Annotated in this window: 20 protein-coding genes, 2 tRNA genes and 1 riboswitch; of the genes, 6 read left to right on the top strand and 16 right to left on the bottom strand. The window is 61.1% G+C overall.

Annotated features, from left to right (window positions below):
• Positions 1 to 91 precede the first annotated feature (91 nt).
• The 8 genes from H8S02_RS00515 to H8S02_RS00480 all read right to left on the bottom strand — a co-directional run bounded on the left by H8S02_RS00515 (position 92) and on the right by H8S02_RS00480 (position 5,463).
• Positions 92 to 817: a pseudouridine synthase gene (locus H8S02_RS00515; RefSeq protein ID WP_186968759.1), complete on the bottom strand. Its 726-nt coding sequence runs from the start codon at positions 815 to 817 to the stop codon at positions 92 to 94.
• 30 nt (positions 818 to 847) lie between these two features.
• Positions 848 to 1,927, bottom strand: a complete 1,080-nt coding sequence (locus H8S02_RS00510; RefSeq protein WP_186968758.1) for a D-alanyl-D-alanine carboxypeptidase family protein — start codon at positions 1,925 to 1,927, stop codon at positions 848 to 850.
• A 68-nt stretch (positions 1,928 to 1,995) separates the two neighbouring features.
• Positions 1,996 to 2,436 carry a GerW family sporulation protein gene (gene ytfJ, locus H8S02_RS00505; protein ID WP_118685417.1) on the bottom strand — a complete coding sequence of 147 codons (441 nt, stop codon included), beginning with the start codon at positions 2,434 to 2,436 and terminating at the stop codon, positions 1,996 to 1,998.
• A 6-nt stretch (positions 2,437 to 2,442) separates the two neighbouring features.
• The gene (locus H8S02_RS00500; protein ID WP_186968757.1) at positions 2,443 to 2,838 is read right to left on the bottom strand and encodes an MmcQ/YjbR family DNA-binding protein; all 396 of its coding nucleotides are present in this window, start codon (positions 2,836 to 2,838) and stop codon (positions 2,443 to 2,445) included.
• A gap of 11 nt (positions 2,839 to 2,849) precedes the next feature.
• Positions 2,850 to 3,470, bottom strand: a complete 621-nt coding sequence (locus H8S02_RS00495) for a DUF2953 domain-containing protein (protein ID WP_186968756.1) — start codon at positions 3,468 to 3,470, stop codon at positions 2,850 to 2,852.
• Positions 3,471 to 3,473: 3 nt separating this feature from the next.
• On the bottom strand, positions 3,474 to 4,058 hold the full coding sequence (scpB, locus tag H8S02_RS00490) for an SMC-Scp complex subunit ScpB (RefSeq protein WP_253095420.1): 585 nt from the start codon (positions 4,056 to 4,058) through the stop codon (positions 3,474 to 3,476).
• Positions 4,033 to 4,776 (bottom strand): segregation and condensation protein A, encoded by a 744-nt coding sequence (locus H8S02_RS00485; RefSeq protein WP_207722034.1) that lies wholly within the window; start codon positions 4,774 to 4,776, stop codon positions 4,033 to 4,035. Before H8S02_RS00485 ends, scpB begins: the two co-directional genes overlap by 26 nt.
• 12 nt (positions 4,777 to 4,788) lie before the next feature.
• Positions 4,789 to 5,463 carry a site-2 protease family protein gene (locus H8S02_RS00480; protein ID WP_186968753.1) on the bottom strand — a complete coding sequence of 225 codons (675 nt, stop codon included), beginning with the start codon at positions 5,461 to 5,463 and terminating at the stop codon, positions 4,789 to 4,791.
• A 344-nt stretch (positions 5,464 to 5,807) separates the two neighbouring features.
• Here H8S02_RS00480 and H8S02_RS00475 point away from each other — a divergent pair, with 344 nt between their 5' ends.
• From H8S02_RS00475 to H8S02_RS00465, 3 genes are all read left to right on the top strand, one after another.
• Positions 5,808 to 6,494, top strand: coding sequence for a helix-turn-helix domain-containing protein (locus H8S02_RS00475; protein ID WP_186968752.1), 687 nt, complete (start codon positions 5,808 to 5,810; stop codon positions 6,492 to 6,494).
• A gap of 81 nt (positions 6,495 to 6,575) precedes the next feature.
• Positions 6,576 to 6,651, top strand: a tRNA-Thr gene (locus H8S02_RS00470).
• Positions 6,652 to 6,672: 21 nt separating this feature from the next.
• A tRNA-Tyr gene (locus H8S02_RS00465) sits at positions 6,673 to 6,757 on the top strand.
• Between the two features lie 411 nt (positions 6,758 to 7,168).
• Here H8S02_RS00465 and H8S02_RS00460 read toward each other — a convergent pair.
• The 6 genes from H8S02_RS00460 to H8S02_RS00435 form a co-directional block, all read right to left on the bottom strand.
• Positions 7,169 to 8,479 (bottom strand): MATE family efflux transporter, encoded by a 1,311-nt coding sequence (locus H8S02_RS00460; RefSeq protein WP_407926383.1) that lies wholly within the window; start codon positions 8,477 to 8,479, stop codon positions 7,169 to 7,171.
• 73 nt (positions 8,480 to 8,552) lie between these two features.
• Positions 8,553 to 9,038, bottom strand: coding sequence for a DNA-deoxyinosine glycosylase (locus H8S02_RS00455; RefSeq protein ID WP_186968751.1), 486 nt, complete (start codon positions 9,036 to 9,038; stop codon positions 8,553 to 8,555).
• Between the two features lie 4 nt (positions 9,039 to 9,042).
• Entirely contained in the window at positions 9,043 to 10,077 is a 1,035-nt protein-coding gene (mutY, locus tag H8S02_RS00450) for an A/G-specific adenine glycosylase (protein ID WP_186968970.1), read from the bottom strand.
• 5 nt (positions 10,078 to 10,082) lie between these two features.
• Positions 10,083 to 10,505 (bottom strand): PaaI family thioesterase, encoded by a 423-nt coding sequence (locus H8S02_RS00445; protein ID WP_186968750.1) that lies wholly within the window; start codon positions 10,503 to 10,505, stop codon positions 10,083 to 10,085.
• Positions 10,506 to 10,531: 26 nt separating this feature from the next.
• Positions 10,532 to 11,329: a Cof-type HAD-IIB family hydrolase gene (locus tag H8S02_RS00440; RefSeq protein WP_186968749.1), complete on the bottom strand. Its 798-nt coding sequence runs from the start codon at positions 11,327 to 11,329 to the stop codon at positions 10,532 to 10,534.
• Positions 11,326 to 12,039, bottom strand: coding sequence for a YoaK family protein (locus tag H8S02_RS00435; protein ID WP_330601912.1), 714 nt, complete (start codon positions 12,037 to 12,039; stop codon positions 11,326 to 11,328). Before H8S02_RS00435 ends, H8S02_RS00440 begins: the two co-directional genes overlap by 4 nt.
• A 168-nt stretch (positions 12,040 to 12,207) precedes the next feature.
• A riboswitch (THF riboswitch) is annotated at positions 12,208 to 12,310 on the top strand.
• Positions 12,311 to 12,378: 68 nt separating this feature from the next.
• On the opposite strand from H8S02_RS00435, the gene H8S02_RS00430 reads away from it, so the two are divergent.
• The 3 genes from H8S02_RS00430 (at position 12,379) to H8S02_RS00420 (ending at position 15,028) form a co-directional block, all read left to right on the top strand.
• The gene (locus tag H8S02_RS00430) at positions 12,379 to 12,972 is read left to right on the top strand and encodes a folate family ECF transporter S component (RefSeq protein WP_186968748.1); all 594 of its coding nucleotides are present in this window, start codon (positions 12,379 to 12,381) and stop codon (positions 12,970 to 12,972) included.
• Positions 12,973 to 13,097: 125 nt separating this feature from the next.
• A complete protein-coding gene (locus H8S02_RS00425) occupies positions 13,098 to 13,397 on the top strand; it encodes a hypothetical protein (RefSeq protein WP_186968747.1) in 300 nt (99 codons plus the stop codon).
• Between the two features lie 8 nt (positions 13,398 to 13,405).
• Entirely contained in the window at positions 13,406 to 15,028 is a 1,623-nt protein-coding gene (locus H8S02_RS00420; protein WP_186968746.1) for a mannitol dehydrogenase family protein, read from the top strand.
• Positions 15,029 to 16,170: 1,142 nt separating this feature from the next.
• Here the strand turns inward: H8S02_RS00420 and H8S02_RS00415 are convergent.
• Both H8S02_RS00415 and H8S02_RS00410 read right to left on the bottom strand, forming a co-directional pair.
• Positions 16,171 to 18,450 carry a xanthine dehydrogenase family protein molybdopterin-binding subunit gene (locus tag H8S02_RS00415; protein ID WP_186968745.1) on the bottom strand — a complete coding sequence of 760 codons (2,280 nt, stop codon included), beginning with the start codon at positions 18,448 to 18,450 and terminating at the stop codon, positions 16,171 to 16,173.
• A complete protein-coding gene (locus H8S02_RS00410) occupies positions 18,447 to 18,920 on the bottom strand; it encodes a (2Fe-2S)-binding protein (protein WP_186968744.1) in 474 nt (157 codons plus the stop codon). The genes H8S02_RS00415 and H8S02_RS00410 overlap by 4 nt, the downstream gene beginning before the upstream one ends.
• Positions 18,921 to 18,929: the final 9 nt, after the last annotated feature.

Raw genomic sequence — 18,929 nt, 5'->3', positions numbered from 1 at the left:
CATCTCTCCTGCATCAATTCCTGCATTTTACTGTTACCATTGTAAGCCGTCCTGCATCAAAATGCAAGAGCAGCCTGAAAAAATTGCAGAATTATTCCTCGATGCCGGCGCAGAGATCCTGTAAGTACGCAAGCTCGTCCTGCGTCAGCTCGCGCCACGCGCCGCTCTTGAGCTTCGGGTCGAGCGGCATATTGCCGATGGCGACGCGCTTGAGGCGGCGAACCTCGAGTCCCGCCTTTTCACACATCCTGCGGATCTGGCGGTTGCGCCCCTCATGGATAGTCATGCGGATTTTGGCGCTGTCCTCGCCGCGCTCGAGCACGGTCACGCCGGCCGGCCGGATGGCGTAGCCGTCGAGCTCCATCGGCTCGGAAAGGCGCGGGATATTGTCCATATTGCCGCGCACGCGGACCTCATAGTGCTTTTCGACCTCGTGACGCGGATGGGTCAGGCCGTTGACCAGATCGCCGTCGTTGGTCAGCAGCAGCAGGCCCTCGGAGTTGTAGTCGAGGCGGCCGACCGGCACGACGCGCGCACCGCAGCCGCGCACGAGATCCGCGACCGTTTTGCGGCCGCGCTCATCCTTGAGCGTGGTGACATAGCCGCGCGGCTTGTACAGCATGAGGTAGCGCTTTTCCTCGCTTCCGCCGAGCGGACGGCCGTCCACCATGATCTTGTCGCGGCGCAGATCCGCCTTGTCGCCGACCGACGCCGTGCGGCCGTTCACGGTCACTCTGCCGTCCGTGATCCAGCGCTCCGCCTCGCGGCGCGAGCAAAGACCGGCCTGCGCCAGTAATTTCTGAAGTCTCTCTTCCATTTATGTTCTCCTTTATGTCAGTTATCCTTGTTATCCGGCAAGCCGCTGCCGCAGGCGGTCGAGAAGACCGCGCTTTTCCTGCGCGAGCAGCACCTCGCCGCCGTATTTCAGCCGATCCGAGGCGATGACAGCATCCCCGAGGCGGTACTCGACCGTTCCCGCCGCCGCAGCGCGCACCACCGGCGCGTAGCAGAATTTCTCGCCGTAGCGCACGCGGCGCAGCCTGTCCTGTTCGCCGGGGAGCAGGTATGCCGTGACCGTGCTCTCCGCGACAAGCTCCGCGCGGTCGGTCTCGCCGCCGAACACCTGCGTCTGCGCGAGCGTATCGCCCTTTTCGTGCAGCGTCACCTCGGAATAACGCGAAAAAGCGTCATCGAGCAGCGCGATATGGTCGTTCCAGTCGTCCGGGTCGTTCAGCGTCACCGCGATGACCGTCCGGCCGTTCCGCTCAGCTGCCGACACCAGACAGCGCCCGGCAGCGCGCGTGAATCCGGTCTTGACGCCGATCGCGTCCTCGTACAGACTGAGCAGACGGTTGTGGTTGACGAGCGTGCGGCCGGCGGCCGTGCAGGTCTTCGTCGACACGATGTCGCGGAACACCGGGTCGCGCAGCGCGGCGGCGGTGATCTTCGCAAGCTCGCGTGCGGTCGTGTAGTGGCCGTCCGACGGTAGTCCGCTCGGGTTTTCGAAGCGGGTGTCCGTCAGGCCGAGCTCGCGCGCCTTTGCATTCATCTTGTCCACAAACGCCCGCTCGCCGCCGCATTCTCCGGCCACGGCCGCCGCCGCATCGTTGCCCGAGGAGAGCAGCAGGCCGTAAAGCGTGTCGCGCAGCGTCAGCCTTTCGCCCTCTTCGAGGTACATCGACGAGCCTTCCACGGCCGCGTACTGCTTTTTCACCGTGTACACGCGGTCGAGGTCGCCCTCGCCGAGCGCGACGAGCGCGGTCATGATCTTTGTCGTGGACGCCATCGGCAGACGGCTGTCCGCATTTTCCGCGAACAGGGTCTCCCCCGTGTCCGCATCCATCGTGACCGCCGCCGCCGCACTGAGCGCCGCCGCGCGCGGCAGCAGCGCCGCGCAGACCCACAGCGCGAGCCACAGCTTTTTCATGCACACCACTCCCCTTGCAGAACAAAACCTACTCCATATAGAAGTAGGTTGTGCACGGGGCGGGCGGATTATTCCTCTCCGCCCTCCATGGGTGCGCTTTCGTCAGCCGGCGCCTTTTTCTTGCCCGAAAAGCCCTCGACGAAGCTCGATACCCTGTTGATCGCGCCCGGGATCATCTCGACCAGACGGTCGACCGTGCTGTCCGCCTGCGCGTTGATGCCGAGGATGGACGCGCTGCCGTCCTTCGTGATGATCAGGAAGCACACCGGGGACACGGTCACGCCCGCGCCGCCGCCGCCGCCGAACGCCATCGGTGCGCCCGCCTGCGCATGCTTGCTCGCGAAATCGCTGCCGCCTGCGCCGAAGCCGAACGACACCCTGGACACCGGGATGACGGTCGTGCCGTCCGCCGCCGTGATGGGGCTGCCGATGATGGTATTGACGTCCACCATTTCCTTGATCTTTGCCATGGTCTCGGTCATCAGATTGCCGATGGGATGCTCACTCATAGTCTCTCACCTTTCCTGTTCCTTGTCTGCCTTTCTGCCTCGCCGTCCGGGCGCGGTCGCCTCGAAGCTCAGCTCCAGCAGCATTTTTAATTTGTCGTCGGGTATACTGCCGTCGAGAGCGGCGGTAATCCAGTTTGCCTTGTTCATATGATACGCAGGGAAAAAACCGGGCTCCGCGCGAAGCGAGCCGATGAGCAGCGGATCGCATTTCAGATTGACGACCGCGTGCTTTTCCTGATCCGGCAGTCCAAGCCTGTCCCCTGTGACCTCCATAATAAGCGCGAACCATTTCCGGTTCCCCGGGTGGCGGAACACCTCGTTTTCCGGGTATCTCAGCCACGGAAAATCGTTTTCCGCATGATATTCCTCCATGATATACCGCCGCAGCTCTTCCCGGTTCATTCCTTCACTCCTTATTTGAACAGCTCATACAGCCGCCGGAGGGGCTTTCTGTGCCGGAATGCGATCCTGATGAAGGTGATCGGGCGGATGGCGCAGAACACCTCCGCCGCCCATTCCGTTTTGTCTTTTTCGAAATCCGGGTCCGCGCGCACATGAATGTCGCGCAGATCGAATGTGTTTTCCAGAAACGGCACGAGAATGCCGCAGAGCGCGGCGGTCTGTCCGAGCAGGATGCCGGTCTTCGCCGCGTCGCCCGTCGCGAGGACCAGCCGCACGCGCAGCCGCGTGATCTGAAGGCTGCCCGTCAGGTCGCCGAGGAAGTCCAGCACGATGTCTGCGATCTCCCCGAACGGCAGGCCGCCCTTCGCGAGGGAGAATCTGCCCCCGGCAGGTTCTTCTTCGCCTTTTTGCTCCGTTTCGTCCGCTTTCCTGTTCTTTTTACGTTTAAGATGGCGCGGACGCGGCCAAAGAGGCACGCGCACCGGGCCGTACACCGCGTCGAGCGTCATGTCGCCCGACACGCCGACAAATTCCAGCCGTGCGCGGATGTTCAGCAGCGCAAGCAGCGCCAGTGCAAGCAGGAGCACCACGCCCCCGAGCACGCACAGCAGTATGATAAGCACTCGTAGCATGGCCTACTCCTTTTCCGGCCGCAGCAGCGGCGAAGGGTCGGGCGGCGCCGGGTCGGTATCGAACTCGAGCTGCTCGTTCTCCGTGAGCGCGGGCAGAGCCGGCAGGTCATCCAGACTCTCGAGCGCGAACGCCTGCAGAAACCGCTCGGTCGTGCGGTAGAGGATGGGTCTGCCGGGGACCTCGAGCCGCCCGGCCTCCTCGATGAGCTGCTTTTCCGCAAGGCCCGCGAGCGTGCCGCCCGAGTCTACGCCGCGCAGCTGGTCGATGAACGCGCGCGTGACCGGCTGCCGGTAGGCAACGATGGTCAGCACCTCGAGCGCCGCCGGAGAGAGCGTCGCCGCTCTGCGCGACTCGGTAACGCGGCGCGCCGCCTCGGCGTACATCGGACGCGAGCAAAGCTGGAGCCTGTCCCCGATGCGCCGCAGCATCAGGCCACGGTTTTCAAGATCATAGAGTGTTTCGAGCGCTCCCGCCGCCGCAAGGATGTCCTCCCGCGGCGTTTCGAGCGCGGCGCACAGCCGGTCGAGCGGGACCGCGTCCCCTGCTGCAAACAGCACCGCCTCAAGCGTGCTCTCCAGTTGTGTCACGGGTCTCACTCCCCTTTTCGTCATTCAGCGTCAGTTCGATGTCCTCGCCCTCGCCGTGCAGGCGGATACGGTGCGTTCTGGAAAGCTCGAGCACCGCAAGAAAGGTCGCGACGATCTCCGAGCGGCTGCGTGCGCCGTCAAACAGCCGCGCTAACGGCAGACGCACGGCGTGCAGGAAGCGGCGCAGGATGGCGCGGACGCGCCCCTCGACCGGCACCGGCTCGCGCCCGACGATGCCGGAAAAGGCAGCCGCCGGAGGCGGAATGCGGCGCGAGACCCGGCGCAGCAGCCGGTTCGCGGCGCGGATGAGGTCGTTCGGCACGCCGTGCACCTCGCGCGGCGCGTCGCCGAGAGGTTCGGGCGCCTTCGTCAGCATATCCGCGCCCTCCTCGCCCTTTTCGCGGAAGAACGCCGTCGCCTGACGGAAGCGCTGATACTCGAGCAGCATATCCACAAGCTCGGCGCGCGGGTCGTCCTCCCCGGGCGTCTCCTCGCGCTGCGGCAGCAGCATGCGGCTCTTGATGTAGACGAGCTGCGCCGCCATCGCGATGAAGTCGCCCGCGACATCCATGTCCATCGTCTCCGCCTCGCGCAGCACCGCCATGTACTGCTCGAGGATCTCCGCGATCGGTATGTCGTAGATGCTGACCTTGTTTTTCGAGATCAGGTGCAGCAGCAGGTCGAGCGGCCCGTCAAAGCTGTCCAGATGAAATTCCATCGGCTTTTCCATTTACGGAATAAACAGACCCACGCAGCGCGCCGCCAGATGCAGCATCGCGTTCCCGGCGAGGCTCATAAGGCCATCGAGCCAGCCGAACCACAGCGCCGCGATGAACACCAGAAGGATGATATTCTGGTATCTCTGGAGGCGGAGCGACCACGAGAACGGCAGAAAGGCGTCCACGACGCGCGAGCCGTCGAGCGGATGGACCGGGATGAGGTTGAACACGCCGAGACCGACCGACATCGAGCCAACAATGGACAGGAACATCCCGAGCGTCTGCATAAAGACGCTGCTGCTGTTCATCCAGACCAGCAGATACAGGCAGTAGGCGATGAAGGCGGTGACGAAGTTCGAGAGCGGACCTGCGAGCGCGGTCAGCGCCATGCCCCAGCGGCGGTTTTTGAAGTTCGAGATATTGACCGGAACGGGCCGCGCCCAGCCGAAGCCGAACAGCAGCAGGCACACAAAGCCCATCGGGTCGATATGGGCAAGGGGCGACAGGGTGACGCGGCCGGCGTTGCGCGCCGTGCGGTCCCCGAGCAGGTAGGCCGCCGCGCCGTGCGCCGCCTCGTGCACCGAAAGACACAGCACGATCGCAGGCAGCGAAAGCGCGAGCGTGATGAATGCCGTGCGCAGATCTCCGCGCAGAATAGCTCGTAAAAGCAACTGTTTTTCCTCCATTTACGGCGAAAACGCCGTGTTCTGTCCGAATGCCGTCCGGCATAAGCGGGCGGCTGTATAATAGTACAGTATAAAGTATACCACGTTCCGCGCAGATTGTCACTCCTATCCCCCCGCCGCGGCGAAATTTTTGCAGAGCGAGCCGACCCTATATATAGTTGTCGCCGCGGCGCTCCGGCAACAAAATACAGGATTTTCGCATGAGAAATGGGGGGAAGCGTCGAAAGCCGTAGATTTTCGTCTTTTTCTGCACTTTACAAACGGTAATACAGCGGGTATAATATAAAAGTATAATAAGCGGCAGGTGTCTGCAAGCACCGCCTGCCACAGGGGTAAAAAAAGATATGGCCAGTGATTTTTCGCGCACCCTCGCTCTGCTGCGACGGGAAAAGAAAATAAGTCAGAGAACAGCCGCCGGAGACCTCGGTGTTTCCCAGGCGCTTCTCAGCCACTACGAGAACGGACTTCGCGAGCCGGGTCTCTCTTTTGTCGTGCGCGCAGCGGACTACTACGGCGTGTCCTGCGATTATCTGCTCGGGCGCTCGATGGCGCGCGACGGCTCGGCCGTCCCTGCCGAGCGCATGGATATTTCCGCCGGCTCCGAACAGGAAAAGAGCCAGATCCTGAACGCGGCAGCGCTGCTGCTCGAGCTTGCCGAAGCGACCGGCTCCGAACAGCTCCCGCACGAGATCGAGGCTTATCTCTCCATCGCGATCTACAAGGTCTACCGTTACCTGTATCTTGCCGATCCCGGCAGCATCGAGGCGGTATTCCGCGCCCCGCACGACTGCTTTGATTATCTTTGCGACGCGCGTGCCCGAGAACACGAGCTCCGTATCCGCACCGCCGCGCGCGGTGAAGCCGGCTACGGCATCACTGCCGAGGAGCTTCAGCGTTTCCCGCTCTCCCCCGCCGCGATCAGCGAGCGCTTCCCGTCCCTGTCGAGCGACCTTCTGACCGTGCTCCAGCAGGTCTCGGACTCCATCGAGGCGCTCGGAAAAAATTTTTCCCCGGAAAATAAAAAATCCTGAAAAAAAGTGTTGACAGATGCTCACCGATGTGATATTATAAACGAGTCGCTGAGGTGAGCAGCACAGACAAACCTGCGATACGCTGGTGTAGCTCAGTTGGTAGAGCAGCTGATTTGTAATCAGCAGGTCGGGGGTTCAAGTCCGTCCACCAGCTCCACCTTTTCAGCTAACTTAATACGGAAGGTTTCCCGAGTGGCCAAAGGGAACAGACTGTAAATCTGTCGTCTATGACTTCGGTGGTTCGAATCCACCACCTTCCACCATTTAAAAGCACTTCATTTTGAAGTGCTTTTTTCTTTTACTTGACAAAACCGCATCCCACGAAGTATAATACCAATATGAGAACGGCTTTCACTTGGTCGGTGTGGTCGTTCCCCGTGCAAGTTTAGAGCTTGAGGAAAACGCCGCTGCCTTTCAGGTGGCGGTTATTTTATTGTCGAAAAACTTCGTTTTTCCGACAATATGTGTTCTGACTTCGCAGAACACGAGTCGTCCGAAAGTTCCCATACGGAAACTTTCTCCCTCCAGAAGTATAAAAACCGAGGTACACGCCCCCGGTTTTTATGAAATTGCTCCGCAATTTCTATTTTATGCGCGCTGCCGCGCGTATGTGCTGATATTCTCAAACAGCCGCCCTTTCGGGCGGCTGTTTCTGTATCTGTATGCTTTTTCGCTTACATTTTCCGGTTTGCCACCACGCGCAGGCCCGGAGCGTATTTCAGCCATTTTCCGCTGATCAGGCGTGCAGCGAAGCAGATCGCGCGGCACATCCAGTCGCCCACCATGGCGATCCAGATGCCGATCGCGCCCATGCCGAAATGAACAGCGAGCAGGTAGCCGGCTGCAAGGCGGATGAGCACCATGGACGCAATAGAGCACAGCATCGGATATCGAACATCGTTCGCGGCGCGGAGAATGTTCGGCAGAGCGAACGACGCCGGCCAGAGCACGATCGCGCAGCCGTTATGAATGGTGATCAGGATAAAGCCGAGCGCGAGCGCTTCAGGCGACACGCTGTACACCTTGAGGATGAGCGGCGTGAGCGCGATGGTCGTGATACAGGTCAGAGCCGTGACCGCATAGGTGATCTTCATCAGCTTTTTCGCCATGAATCTGCACTGCGCCTCGTCTCCCGCGCCAATGCACTGTCCGATGACCGTGATGATGGCAAGGCTCATCGCCTGCCCCGGAATGACCGCCACGGCATCCAGATTGTTCGCCAGCGCATTCGCGGTGATCTGCGTCGTGCCGAACAGCGCGATCATGCTCACAACGAGCACGCGGCCAAGCTGAAACAGGCTGTTTTCCAGTCCGTTCGGCACGCCGATCTGTAAAATGCGTCCGATCAGTCCGCCGTCCGGGCGGAAGCGGCTGCCGCCGCGCAGGGAAACCGTGTGCTCAGGATTGAGCAGCAGGATCGTGATAACGACCGCCGCCGTGCCGCGCGAGATAACGGACGAGGTCGCTGCACCGGCAACGCCCCATTTCAAGCCGAAGATCATGATCGAGTTGCCGATCAGGTTGACGATGTTGATCAGACCGGCAATGAGCATGGACACGCGCGAGTTGCCCTGTGCGCGGAACAGCGCCGCGCCTGCGTTATAGATGGCGAGCACGGGATACGAGAACACGCTCACGGTCAGATAGGTCAGTGCGCTCTGCATGACGCTGTCCGAGATCGTGCCGAACAGCAGCCGCAGCAGCGGCTCACGGAACGCCATGATGAGCGCCGAAATCGCCAGTGAGATGACCGTTACGACCAGATACAGCTGTTTTGCTGCATCGCAGGCGCGCTTATTGTCTCGCGCACCGAGCAGCTGCGCTACCACGACCGCGCCGCCGGTCGCGAGCGCGGCGAAAATATTGATAATGAGCACGTTTATCATATCGACGAGCGAAACGCCCGACACCGCCGCCTCGCCGCACGAGGAGACCATGATGGTGTCGGCAAGACCGACCGTGATGGCGAGCACCTGCTCGAGCACAAGCGGCCAGATCAGTTTTTTAAGTGCAGAATTAGGGAACAGCTGCTTTTCCGTAGCAAATACGCCTTCTTTCTTATAGAATCACACGGTATGCCTCGACGAGCCGCTCAAACGTCCACGCGGCGTTCGCCGGACTGGTCGAGGGCAGCACCGTGATCGGTACATGGGTTTTGGGTTCGATGAGCTTTCTGTAGAGCTCACCCGACTTGCCGCCGGTAGCGAAGATACGCTCGATTTTGCTCTCGCGAAGCAGGCGGCCGATGTCGTTCGGCTCAGCGTTTCTGATCGAGGTATCCGACGCGCCTGCGATGTCGCATTTCGCGACAGTGTCCCAGAGCGCGATGTGGTGCCTGCGGCACATCGCCTGTTTTTCCTCGATGGTTTCGGGCGTCTCCTCGCCCAGCACCGCCGCGAGCACCGGCCAGAAGCGGTTGCGCGGATGGCCGTAGAAAAAGTGCGCCTCGCGCGATTTCGGGCTCGGCAGCGAACCGAGCAGCAGCACGCGCGACTCCGCATCGTAAAGCGGCGGAATGTCGTGCACGATGGTTTCCAACTTCATTTTGTCACTCCTCCAGAACGGACAGGAACGCCCGGAACGCGCTCGGCAGCGCATAGCTCTCGCGAAGCGCCTGCGGCGTGACGAAGGTCAGTCCCTCCGGCTTTTCCGCGAGCGTCACCTCAAAGCCGCTCATGTGCCACTCAACGTGCGTGAAAACATGCTTCGCGCCGCGCAGGGAGAGCAGCTTTTCGACCTGCCATCCGCGTGCGCTGAGCCGCGCGCGAAGCTCGTTCGCGCCGGTCTTTCCCTCGAGCGAGGGCAGCTCCCACAGGCCTGCGAGCAGACCGGTCTTCGGGCGGCGGCGGATGCCGACCTCCTCCCCGCACCGCACGAGCAGCACGGTTCGCTCCTCGATGCGGCGCGCCCTTTTCGCGGCGCGTACCGGCAGGATTTCCGCATGACCGTGATGATACCCAAGGCACAGATGCTGCACCGGGCAGCTGCCGCAGCGCGGTGCGCCGTTTGGCAGGCAGACAGTCGCGCCGAGCTCCATCAAGGACTGGTTAAAGTCACCGGGACGGTCCTCCGGCGTGATCTCTGAAAAATGACCGGTCGTTCGTTTTTTCTGTTTTGCGTCCGTAATCGGCATAAAATCGTCGTTCAGCCGTGCTGCAACGCGCAGAACGTTGCCGTCTACCGCCGGGACGCGCAGACCGAAGCCGATGGACGCGACCGCTCCTGCGGTATATTCTCCGACGCCCGGCAGCGCCAGAAGCGCCTCATAATCCGCCGGGAGCGTGCCGCCGTACCGTTCGCAGACCAGCTGCGCGGCCCGGTGCAGATTGCGCGCGCGGCTGTAATAGCCGAGCCCCTCCCACAGCTTGAGCACCTGCGCCTCATCCGCCGCGGCGAGCGCACGAACATCCGGAAACGCCTGCATCCACCGCTCGTAATAGCCGCGCACGGCCTCGACGCGCGTCTGCTGGAGCATGATCTCGCTCACCCAGACGCGGTAGGGCGCCGCCTCGCGCCGCCACGGCAGGTCTCGATGTCCCTCGTCGTACCACTGGAGCAGCGGCTCGACGATCGCCTTCGTCACGCCGCTCAATGCTTCATATCGTCCAACGTCTGACCCGTGTAGAACATGGTAAACGTCGCGTCCGCGATGTGCTTGCCCTCGTCGTCGTGCACCTCGACCATGAACACAGAGGTCTTTCTGCCGCGCTTGCGCTCATACGCAACAGCGGTCAGCCTGTGACCGGCGCGGCCGGGACGGTAGTAGTTGATGGTGCTGTCGAGCGTGACCGCGACCGTGCCCTGCGAGGCCGCCGCCGAGCCGGCCGCAATGTCGCAGAGCGTGAAGATCGTGCCGCCGTGCGCCATGCCGAGCGGATTGAGCAGCTCATCGGTCAGCTCGACCTCGACCGTCGCGCCGCCGTCCTTGTCGAGCGTGATAACGTGCATATTCATCAGCTTGTTCAGACCGTTCGCGTTCTGACGCAGCTTGAGGATTTCTGCTATCTCCATAATGATCTCCTTCTTTCTTTCCTGATTTACAGATCAAAAACCGCACGGATCGTTCGGCATACGCCGTCCTCGTCATTCGACGGACAGCGGTATTTCGCGAGTGCGGCGAGCTGCTCGTGCGCGTTCGCCATGGCATAGGACTCGCCCGCCGTGCGCAGCAGCTCGATGTCGTTGAGGTAATCGCCGAAGGCCATGCAGTCCGCCGTCGTGATGCCGAGCGTGCCGCACAGCTCCTCGAGCGCCCCGCCCTTGCTCACGCCGGTCCGCATGAGGTCGACCCAGTCCGTGCCCGAGAGTGCGAGCTGCGCCCGTCCGGCAAAGTCGGCAAACGCCGGCATGAGCACCTGCTCGGCGCGTCCGGCGCAGCACAGCGCGACCTTGCAGATCGGCTCGCGCGAGGCGAATTCCGCAAGATCGGGCACCTCGGTGCAGCGCGCACAGTACATATTGAAATTCCGCACCGCCTCAACAGATGAATTTTTCTCGTAAAATGCACCGCTCCGGGCGGAAATGACCGTATAGGCCCCAGGCAGCGTGCGCACCCGCTCGATGGCATCGAGCACAACGTCCCGCGGCATGGCGGAAAAGCCGACGCACTCCGCGCCGTCGCAGATCATCGCGCCGTTCTCGCTGATATACATAAGCTCGTCCGCGATCTCACCGAACTGCTCGTAGAGCGTGTAAAACTGGCGGCCCGAGGCCGGAGCGAAGCGCACGCCGCGCTCATGCAGCGCGCGCACGAGCGGAAACAGTCCCTCAGGCAGCTGCTTGCGGCTGTCGAGCAGCGTTCCGTCCATGTCTGCGGCGATCAGTCTGATGCTCATGCTCTTCCTCCCGAAATTTCTTCCTCCAGCTCCTCGCGCTCCTCCTCGATGAACATGATGAGGAACACGGCCGCGAGCGGCACGAGCGTCAGCAGCAGCGCCTTCTCCCCGACTGCATTCGTCACCAGCGCGCCGATCGCGCCGCCGAGGATGAAAACAAGGATGATCGAATAGTAATTCTTCATTTTTCTCGCGGCGCCGCGGTCTCCCGTCTGCCGCCAGATGACAAGCTGCTCGGTTCCCGAACGCAGATTGCCCGTGCACATGGTGGTCGCGAAGGCGCTGCCGCGCACCTTGCGGAAGGTCTCGACCTGCATGGCGCAGACGAACGAGATGATGATGTTGACCATGGCGTTCGCGGACTGCGGCAGCAGGGCGGCGATCGTCACGAGCACCATTTCGCCCAGAACGACGATCTGACGCCAGTGGATGTTGATGTTGCGGTTCTGACGCGACTTGAAGCGGCGCTTGACGAGCTCGGCGGACAGCACGCCGAACGCAAACGCCACGATCGGCAGCAGATAGCGCAGCGCCTTTTCCCAATCGCCCTCGGCGAGATGTGCGCCGAGCAGCACGATATTTCCCGTTTCGGCGTTCGCGAACACGCCGCCGCGGCAAAGATAGGTATAGGCATCAAAAAAACCGCCTGCGAGCGCAAGAAGCAGCCCCAGAACGAGCGACTCGGACATCTGTCCCTTTACTTTTTTCACGGTCTTTCCCTCCGTTTTTCCTGAGGACAGTGCCGCACGGTGAACGCGGTATCGTCCTATGAAACCATTATAGCATATCCGCGAATGAATTGCACAAAATCGCCGCACAAATATTGTACAATTTTCCCTTGACAAGCGGCGTTTTCATGATACAATTAGAACAGAAAAAGCAGAGTAGACTGCAATGCGTTAAGTGCCGCTGAGACGGGGAGTTGTTCAGCGGACGAAAGGGACCGAGTCCCCTGCGGTATTGCAGCCGCATCCCGCTGCTGCAACTGTTTAGGCATCTCCTAAATCGCTGTGGCAACAGATGAATTTATTATGGAGGTGTCTTTTTCTATGTCCAAAAAACAGAATATCTTCGTCCGCTCGCTGCATGAGCTGAAGAGCACGCGCTGCATCGCCGTGACCGCCTTGCTCATCGCCATCAACATCACGCTCGACCTGCTCGGCCTGACCATCAAGCTGCCGCCCAATCTGCGCATCGGCTTCGGCTTTCTGTGCAACGCAGCCATCGGCATGCTGTTCGGCCCGGTCGTCGGCATGATGGCCGGCGTGTGCACGGATGTGCTCGGCTATTTCGCCGGCAACCTGTCCATGGGCGCGTACTTTCCCGGCTACACGCTGACCGCAGTGGTCGGCGGCCTGATCTGGGGTCTGTGGCTGTATCCGCGCAAGATCACCGTCTGGCGCGCCATCGGCGCAAAGGCCTGCATCAACGTGTTCTGCAACATCTGCCTGAACACGCTCTGGCTGACCATTACCGGCGGCAAGGCGATGAGCCTGCTGCTCGTCACGCGCGTGCCGAAAAACCTCATTCTCCTCCCGCTCGAGATCGTACTCGTCTACGTCGTCATGCGCCTCGTCTGCCGCATCTACAGTGCCCTGCCGGGCACGGCCGCCGAGACCGCCGCGTCCGACTCCGCGCAGTAAGCACGCCAGACTCATATGAATTTTCAGCCGTCCGCTCCCCGGGCGGCTTTTATCTTGCCGAAAAGCTCACGCTTTTCCGGCAGATGTGTTCTGACTGCGCAGAACACAGACGTCCGAAAGTTCCTGTGCAGAAACTTTCTCCCTCTCAATGTAAAGAAACCGAGGCGCATGTCCCCGGTTTCTTTGCGTTTGCACAGCAAACGCTTTTTCATGCGCGCTGCCGCGCGACAGTCACTGTATTTACTGCGGCGGCTTTCTTTTGCGCTATTTTCCTTTTGTTCTGTGATTTTGACGAAATTGTTCTATGCAAGCGCCCGTTTTTTTGGTATACTATATACGATAGGAGACGAACGGCGCGACTGACCGCCTTTTCGCCTGAAAAAGACGCTTTTCCGCTCGCTGCTCCGTTCACTGAAAGGATGTGACCGCTTTTATGAAACTGACAAAAGAGAGTATCAAACATAACGCGTCCTGGAAGGGTTACCGCCTGCCGCAGTACGACATTGACGCCGTGCGCGAGGCTACGCACAAGGCCCCGACCTGGCTGCATTTCGGTGCAGGCAACCTGTTCCGCGCTTTTCCTGCGGTTCTGGCGCAGCGCCTGCTCACCGCAGGCCTGACCGATACCGGCATCATCTGCTGCGACGGCTACGATGAGGAGCTGATCGACCGCTGCTACCGCGCCTGCGACCATCTGTCGCTGTCCGTGACCCTGTATTCCAACGGCACCATCAACAAGGAGATCGTCGCTTCCGTCACCGAGAGCCTCAAGCTCAGCGAGGACGGCGCCCGCCTCAAGGAAGTCTTCACCGCTCCCTCCCTCCAGATGGTCACCTTTACCATCACCGAGAAGGGCTACGCCATCCAGAACGATGCGCACGACTTCCTGCCCGACTACAAGGCCGACATGGAGAGCGGCCCGGACGCCTGCCATTCGTTCTTCGGCAAGCTCGCGTCCCTGTGCCTCTCGCGCGTCCGCGCAGGTCTCGCTCCGCTCGCGCTCGTGTCTCTCGACAACTGCTCGGATAACGGCGTTCGTCTCGAGCGCGCCATGCGCTACATGACCCAGGCCTGGATGCAGCACGGCTTTATCACCGAGGACGAGTATTTCGCCCTCATCAAGAAGAACACCTACCCGCTCTCCATGATCGACAAGATCACGCCGCATCCGGACGAGCGCATCGCCAAGGCGCTCACCGACGACGGTGTTGAGGGTGCGCAGCCGTTCGTTACCGAAAAGGGCTCGGTCGGCGCGATCTACGTCAACTCGGAAAATCCGCACTACCTGCTCATCGAGAACGCCTTCCCGAACGGCCATCCGCCGCTCGAGCAGTGCGGCGTTATCATCACGCGCCGCGACATCGTCGAGAAGTCCGCGCAGATGAAGGTCGCGACCTGCATGAACCCGATGGACACCGCGCTCGGCATTTTCGGCTGCATGCTCGGCTACACGCAGGTCAGCGCAGAGATGAAGGACAAGGAGCTTGTCAACCTGATCACCCGTCTGAGCGAGAACGAGGCAATGCCGATGGTCGCAGACCCGGGCGTTATCGACCCCGAGGCATTCCTGCACGAGGTTCTGGGCGAGCGTTACCCGAACCCCTTCCTTCAGGATTCTCCGCAGCGCACCGCGACCGACACCTCCCGCAAGATCGCGCCGCGCTTCGGCACCACGCTGTACGCTTACTATAACTCCATGCTTCCGGCACACCGTGCGACCAAGCTGGTCTATATCCCGCTCGTGCTGGCAGGCTGGCTGCGTTATCTGGTCGGCGTTGATGACCGCGGCGACGCATTCGAGCTCAGCCCGGACCCGAACATCGAGCATGTCCGCAGCCTGATGGGCAACCCCAAGCTCGGTGACGAGTGCCCGGAGGCACAGCTGTATCCGCTGCTCGCGAACCGCTATTATTTCGGCGTCAACCTGTTCGAGATCGGCGTCGGCGAGACCGTTGTCCGCATGTTCAACGAGCTTAACCGCGGTCCGCGCGCAATCCGCGAGACCCTCAAGAAATACTGCGGCGAGGAAAAGGCCGAAGAGTGGATCTTCGACTGATCTTCATCCCGAAAAGCAAAGCACCGGCTCTCGCCGGTGCTTTTTTCGTTTTATTGTCAGCAGACGCAAAATCTTCCGCCGATACAGCGGGGTACCGCTGAAGGCGACTTTACGCCCTCGGAGGGCGTGGTCATTGGCCGCCTTCGGCGGCCGGGGGAGCCGGTGTTCACCGGCGGGAATGCCGCCGTCTGGCGGCGGAGACAAAAGGGGACAGGACACCAAGTATGGTTTCCTGTCCCCTCTTGACTCCCCTCACCTTCCTTTGCGCTGACACATCGGAGATGTGCAGCGAAACAGGGGTACGGGGGCTCGGTTCCGTGCGTCGGGCAGATTTTGGGACGCTGTTATGTCCTGAATTTACTTTGTGTAAACCGCCGCGCATAACAGTGCGCGGCCATCCTGTGCAGGGCGACAGCGTTCTGCTGCGAAAAGCTCCGCTTCGATCAAGGATGTGCCCTTGGAGCACCAGACGCCCCTGTGGGCCCCTCGCTTTTAGACGCGCGACCGAAGGGAGTCGCGTCCAAAGGAAAGGTCGGGGAGTCAAGAGGGGCAGGGAAACCTTGGTGTCCCTGCCCCTTTTGCCCCCGCCGCCGGGCGGCGGCCTTCCCCACGCCATGTCATGGCGAACATCCCCCGTCCCGGGAGGGCCTCTCTCGCCTGCGGCGGCAAGCCGCCGTATCGGCGGAAGGTCAACCGTCAGCCGACGGTTAAAAAGCAACGGCTTGCTTCCGCAGAAAAGCAAAAACCTCCCGGTTCCCCGGGAGGTTCTCAATATCTATGTGAGCAACAGAATATCAGTTTTCGGGGCTGCGCTTAGCGTGCAGTACGCTTGCCGCGCTGCAGCGTCTTAGCGCATACGCGCTCGCCCTCCAGCTCCATCATACGTGCGCTTACCAGACCATTAAAAAAGCCCTTCATCATGATTATTCTCTCCTTTGCATCTTGTATTCCTATTTCTCGTGAGTCCTTTTCTTGAACTCTGGTATTATAATACACGATTCTTCACAGGAATACAAGAGTCGGATTTTATGAATATCTCACAATCGCAGCGTTGTATTTTTGTGCATATTGACCATTACAGCCTCGCACATTGCATAAACAACAGCTTTTCATTCTATCCACCCTGCACAAAGGCAGGCAGATTACTCCATCACGACCATTTCGGGCGTGATCGGCAGCTCGCAGAAGCGCTTTCCGGTCGCGTTGTACACAGCATCCGCAATCGCCGGGAGCGGCGTGTTGATGACGACCTCACCGATCGACTTCGCGCCGAACGGGCCGGCATCTTCATAGCTGCAATCGAACTCGACGCGGATGCGTCCCACATCGACGCGCGTCGGGATTTTGTACTGGAGGAAGGAATTTTCCGCGAGGACGCCCTTTTCGTCATAGGTGACGTTCTCGGTCAGCGCCATGCCGATGCCCTGGAGCAGACCGCCCTCCGCCTGCACGCGCGTCAGATTGGGGTTGATGGGCGTGCCGCAGTCCACGCAGGCCGCATAGTCGACGACCGAGATCTCGCCGGTCTCCTTGTCGAGCTCGATCTCGGCCGCGCCGACCATGTACGGCGGAGGCGAAATTTCGGAGGTATGCGAAACCGTCGCTTCGAGCGCGGTGTTATTGTTATTCTGGGTCGAGGCGCCGATCTCCTCGAGGGTCACGCTGCGTCCCTCCTGCTCGCCGGTCTCCACGCGCACGCGCGCGCCGTCAAACGAAACCTCCTCGGCCTTTACGCCCATCATCTCCGCACCGAACGCCTTGATCTTATCGCGCAGCTCGAGCGCACACTTCTCGGTCGCCTTGCCGGTGACGTAGATCGTGCTCGACGCATAGGAGCCGGAGTCATACGGCGAGGAATCGGTATCCGCGCCGAGCGTGATGACCTTGTCGAGCGGACACTCGAGCACCTCGGCCGCGATCTGCGCGAGCGTGGTGTCGCAGCCGGTTCCCATATCCGCCGCCGCGATGCGCAGCGTATAGAAACCGAAATCGTTGAGCTGGAGCGAGGCCGAGCCGACGTCCATGCTTGTGATGCCCGAGCCCTGCATCGCCATGCCCATGCCGACCGCGCGCACCTTGCCGTTGCCCATGTCGCGGCAGGGATACTTATTGTCCCAGTCGATCATCTCGCGCACGCGCGCAAGACATCTGTCGAGCGTGCAGCTCGTGTTGACCTGACCATAATAGGCCGGCATGACGTCGCCTTCCCTGACGATGTTCTTTTCGCGCAGCTCGAACGGGTCCATGCCGAGTCTGGCGGCAAGCTCATTTACCGCGCTCTCGACCGCGAACAGGCCCTGCGTCGCGCCGTAGCCGCGGTACGCGCCCGCAGACATGATGTTCGTATACACAACGTCGCTCGTGAAGCGGAACGCCTCGGCCCTGCCGTAGAGCGGAATGGACTTATGACCGGACAGGCCGACCGTTGTCGGGCCGTGCTCGCCGTAAGCGCCTGTATTGGACAGCGTATAGAGGTCGATGCCGCGCACGATACCGTCCTTCGTTGCGCCGAGACGGACGTGCATCTGCATCTCATGGCGCGGCGAGGATGCGGTCTGGCTCTCGACACGGCTGAAAATGATCTTGGAGGGCTTTTTCGTCATCCACGTGACGAACGCCGGATAGACTGCGCTGACCGCGGTCTGCTTCGCGCCGAAGCCGCCGCCGATGCGCGGCTTGGAGACGCGGATCATGCTCTTCGGGATGTGCAGCGCGTTGGCGATGATGCGGCGCGTATGGAACACGATCTGGGTCGAGCTGAGCACGTTCAGGCGGCCGTAGGCGTCGATGCTGCAATAGGTGCGGAAGGTCTCCATCATGGCCTGTTGGCAGGCGCGGGTATGGTAAACGCGGTCGATCACGATGTCGCTCGTGCGGAGCACCTCGTCGATGTCGCCGCTGCCGCACTGGTCGTGCGCGCACAGATTGCGCTTATTATCCGCGCCCACCGGCGCAAGGCTCTCCCAGTTGTCCTCGGGGTGCACGAGGATGGGGTTGTCCTTGGCTTTGGTGAAGTCGAAAAGCGGCTCGAGCACCTTGTATTTGACCTTGATCAGCCGCATCGCCTTGTCCACGCACTTCTCGTCCTCGCCTGCGACGATCGCAACGACGTCGCCGACAAAGCGGACATGGCGGTCGATGACCAGACGGTCATACGGACTCGGCTCGGGATAGGTCTGGCCTGCCTGCGTGTAGCGGCGGCCGTCCTGCGGCACGTCCTCCCAGGTGAAGATGCGCTCCATGCCGGGCACCTTCATCGCCGCAGCGGTGCTGATGCTCTCGACGATGGCGTTCGCGTGGGGCGAGCGCAGCAGCTTGACGCACAGGCAGCCCTCAGGGATCACGTCATCCATGTACACCGGCTGACCGGTGACGAGCTGCATCGCGTCCTTTTTGCGCAGCGGTTTGTTTACGACCTTCATGCCTTGCCCTCCTCCTTCTGCTTTTTCCATGCGAGGAACGCGAGAATGCCGCGCAGCTGACCCTCGTAGCCGGTGCAGCGGCACAGATTGCCTGCAAGGTATTCCTTGATCTCCTCCTCGGTCGGGTATTCCTTCTCGCGGAACAGCGCGAGCGCGTTCATGATGAAGCCGGGGTTGCAGAAGCCGCACTGCTCCGCGCCCTGGTCCGCGATAAACGCGCCGAATTCGGCCGCCTCGTCCTGAAGGCCCTCGAGCGTGGTGACGCTGTGACCGCTCGCGCGCGCCGCGAGCATCGAGCAGGACAGGATGGGTTTCTCGTCCATGAATACCGTGCACAGGCCGCAGTTTGCGGTCTCGCAGCCGCGCTTGACGCTCTTGCAGCCGTGCGCGCGGACAAAATCGATGAGCAGCGTATCCGCCGAAACGTCATCGACGATCTTTTTTCCGTTTAAGTTTATTGTGATAAGCATAATCTTTCC

Source organism: Agathobaculum hominis (assembly GCF_014288055.1).
GTDB lineage: Bacteria > Bacillota > Clostridia > Oscillospirales > Butyricicoccaceae > Agathobaculum > Agathobaculum hominis.
The sequence above is the reverse complement of the archived record's forward strand: the minus strand, read 5'-3'. Positions and strand labels throughout refer to the sequence as shown.

Coding starts and splice junctions, on each gene's coding strand:
- H8S02_RS00455 (WP_186968751.1), bottom strand. CDS start 9,038: ATGAAGTTGGAAACCATCGTGCACGACATTCCGCCGCTTTACGATGCG.
- H8S02_RS00495 (WP_186968756.1), bottom strand. CDS start 3,470: ATGCTACGAGTGCTTATCATACTGCTGTGCGTGCTCGGGGGCGTGGTG.
- H8S02_RS00510 (WP_186968758.1), bottom strand. CDS start 1,927: ATGAAAAAGCTGTGGCTCGCGCTGTGGGTCTGCGCGGCGCTGCTGCCG.
- H8S02_RS00475 (WP_186968752.1), top strand. CDS start 5,808: ATGGCCAGTGATTTTTCGCGCACCCTCGCTCTGCTGCGACGGGAAAAG.
- H8S02_RS00410 (WP_186968744.1), bottom strand. CDS start 18,920: ATGCTTATCACAATAAACTTAAACGGAAAAAAGATCGTCGATGACGTT.
- H8S02_RS00430 (WP_186968748.1), top strand. CDS start 12,379: ATGTCCAAAAAACAGAATATCTTCGTCCGCTCGCTGCATGAGCTGAAG.
- H8S02_RS00415 (WP_186968745.1), bottom strand. CDS start 18,450: ATGAAGGTCGTAAACAAACCGCTGCGCAAAAAGGACGCGATGCAGCTC.
- H8S02_RS00480 (WP_186968753.1), bottom strand. CDS start 5,463: ATGGAGGAAAAACAGTTGCTTTTACGAGCTATTCTGCGCGGAGATCTG.
- H8S02_RS00500 (WP_186968757.1), bottom strand. CDS start 2,838: ATGAACCGGGAAGAGCTGCGGCGGTATATCATGGAGGAATATCATGCG.
- H8S02_RS00515 (WP_186968759.1), bottom strand. CDS start 817: ATGGAAGAGAGACTTCAGAAATTACTGGCGCAGGCCGGTCTTTGCTCG.
- H8S02_RS00445 (WP_186968750.1), bottom strand. CDS start 10,505: ATGGAGATAGCAGAAATCCTCAAGCTGCGTCAGAACGCGAACGGTCTG.
- ytfJ (WP_118685417.1), bottom strand. CDS start 2,436: ATGAGTGAGCATCCCATCGGCAATCTGATGACCGAGACCATGGCAAAG.
- H8S02_RS00440 (WP_186968749.1), bottom strand. CDS start 11,329: ATGAGCATCAGACTGATCGCCGCAGACATGGACGGAACGCTGCTCGAC.
- H8S02_RS00420 (WP_186968746.1), top strand. CDS start 13,406: ATGAAACTGACAAAAGAGAGTATCAAACATAACGCGTCCTGGAAGGGT.
- H8S02_RS00485 (WP_207722034.1), bottom strand. CDS start 4,776: ATGGAATTTCATCTGGACAGCTTTGACGGGCCGCTCGACCTGCTGCTG.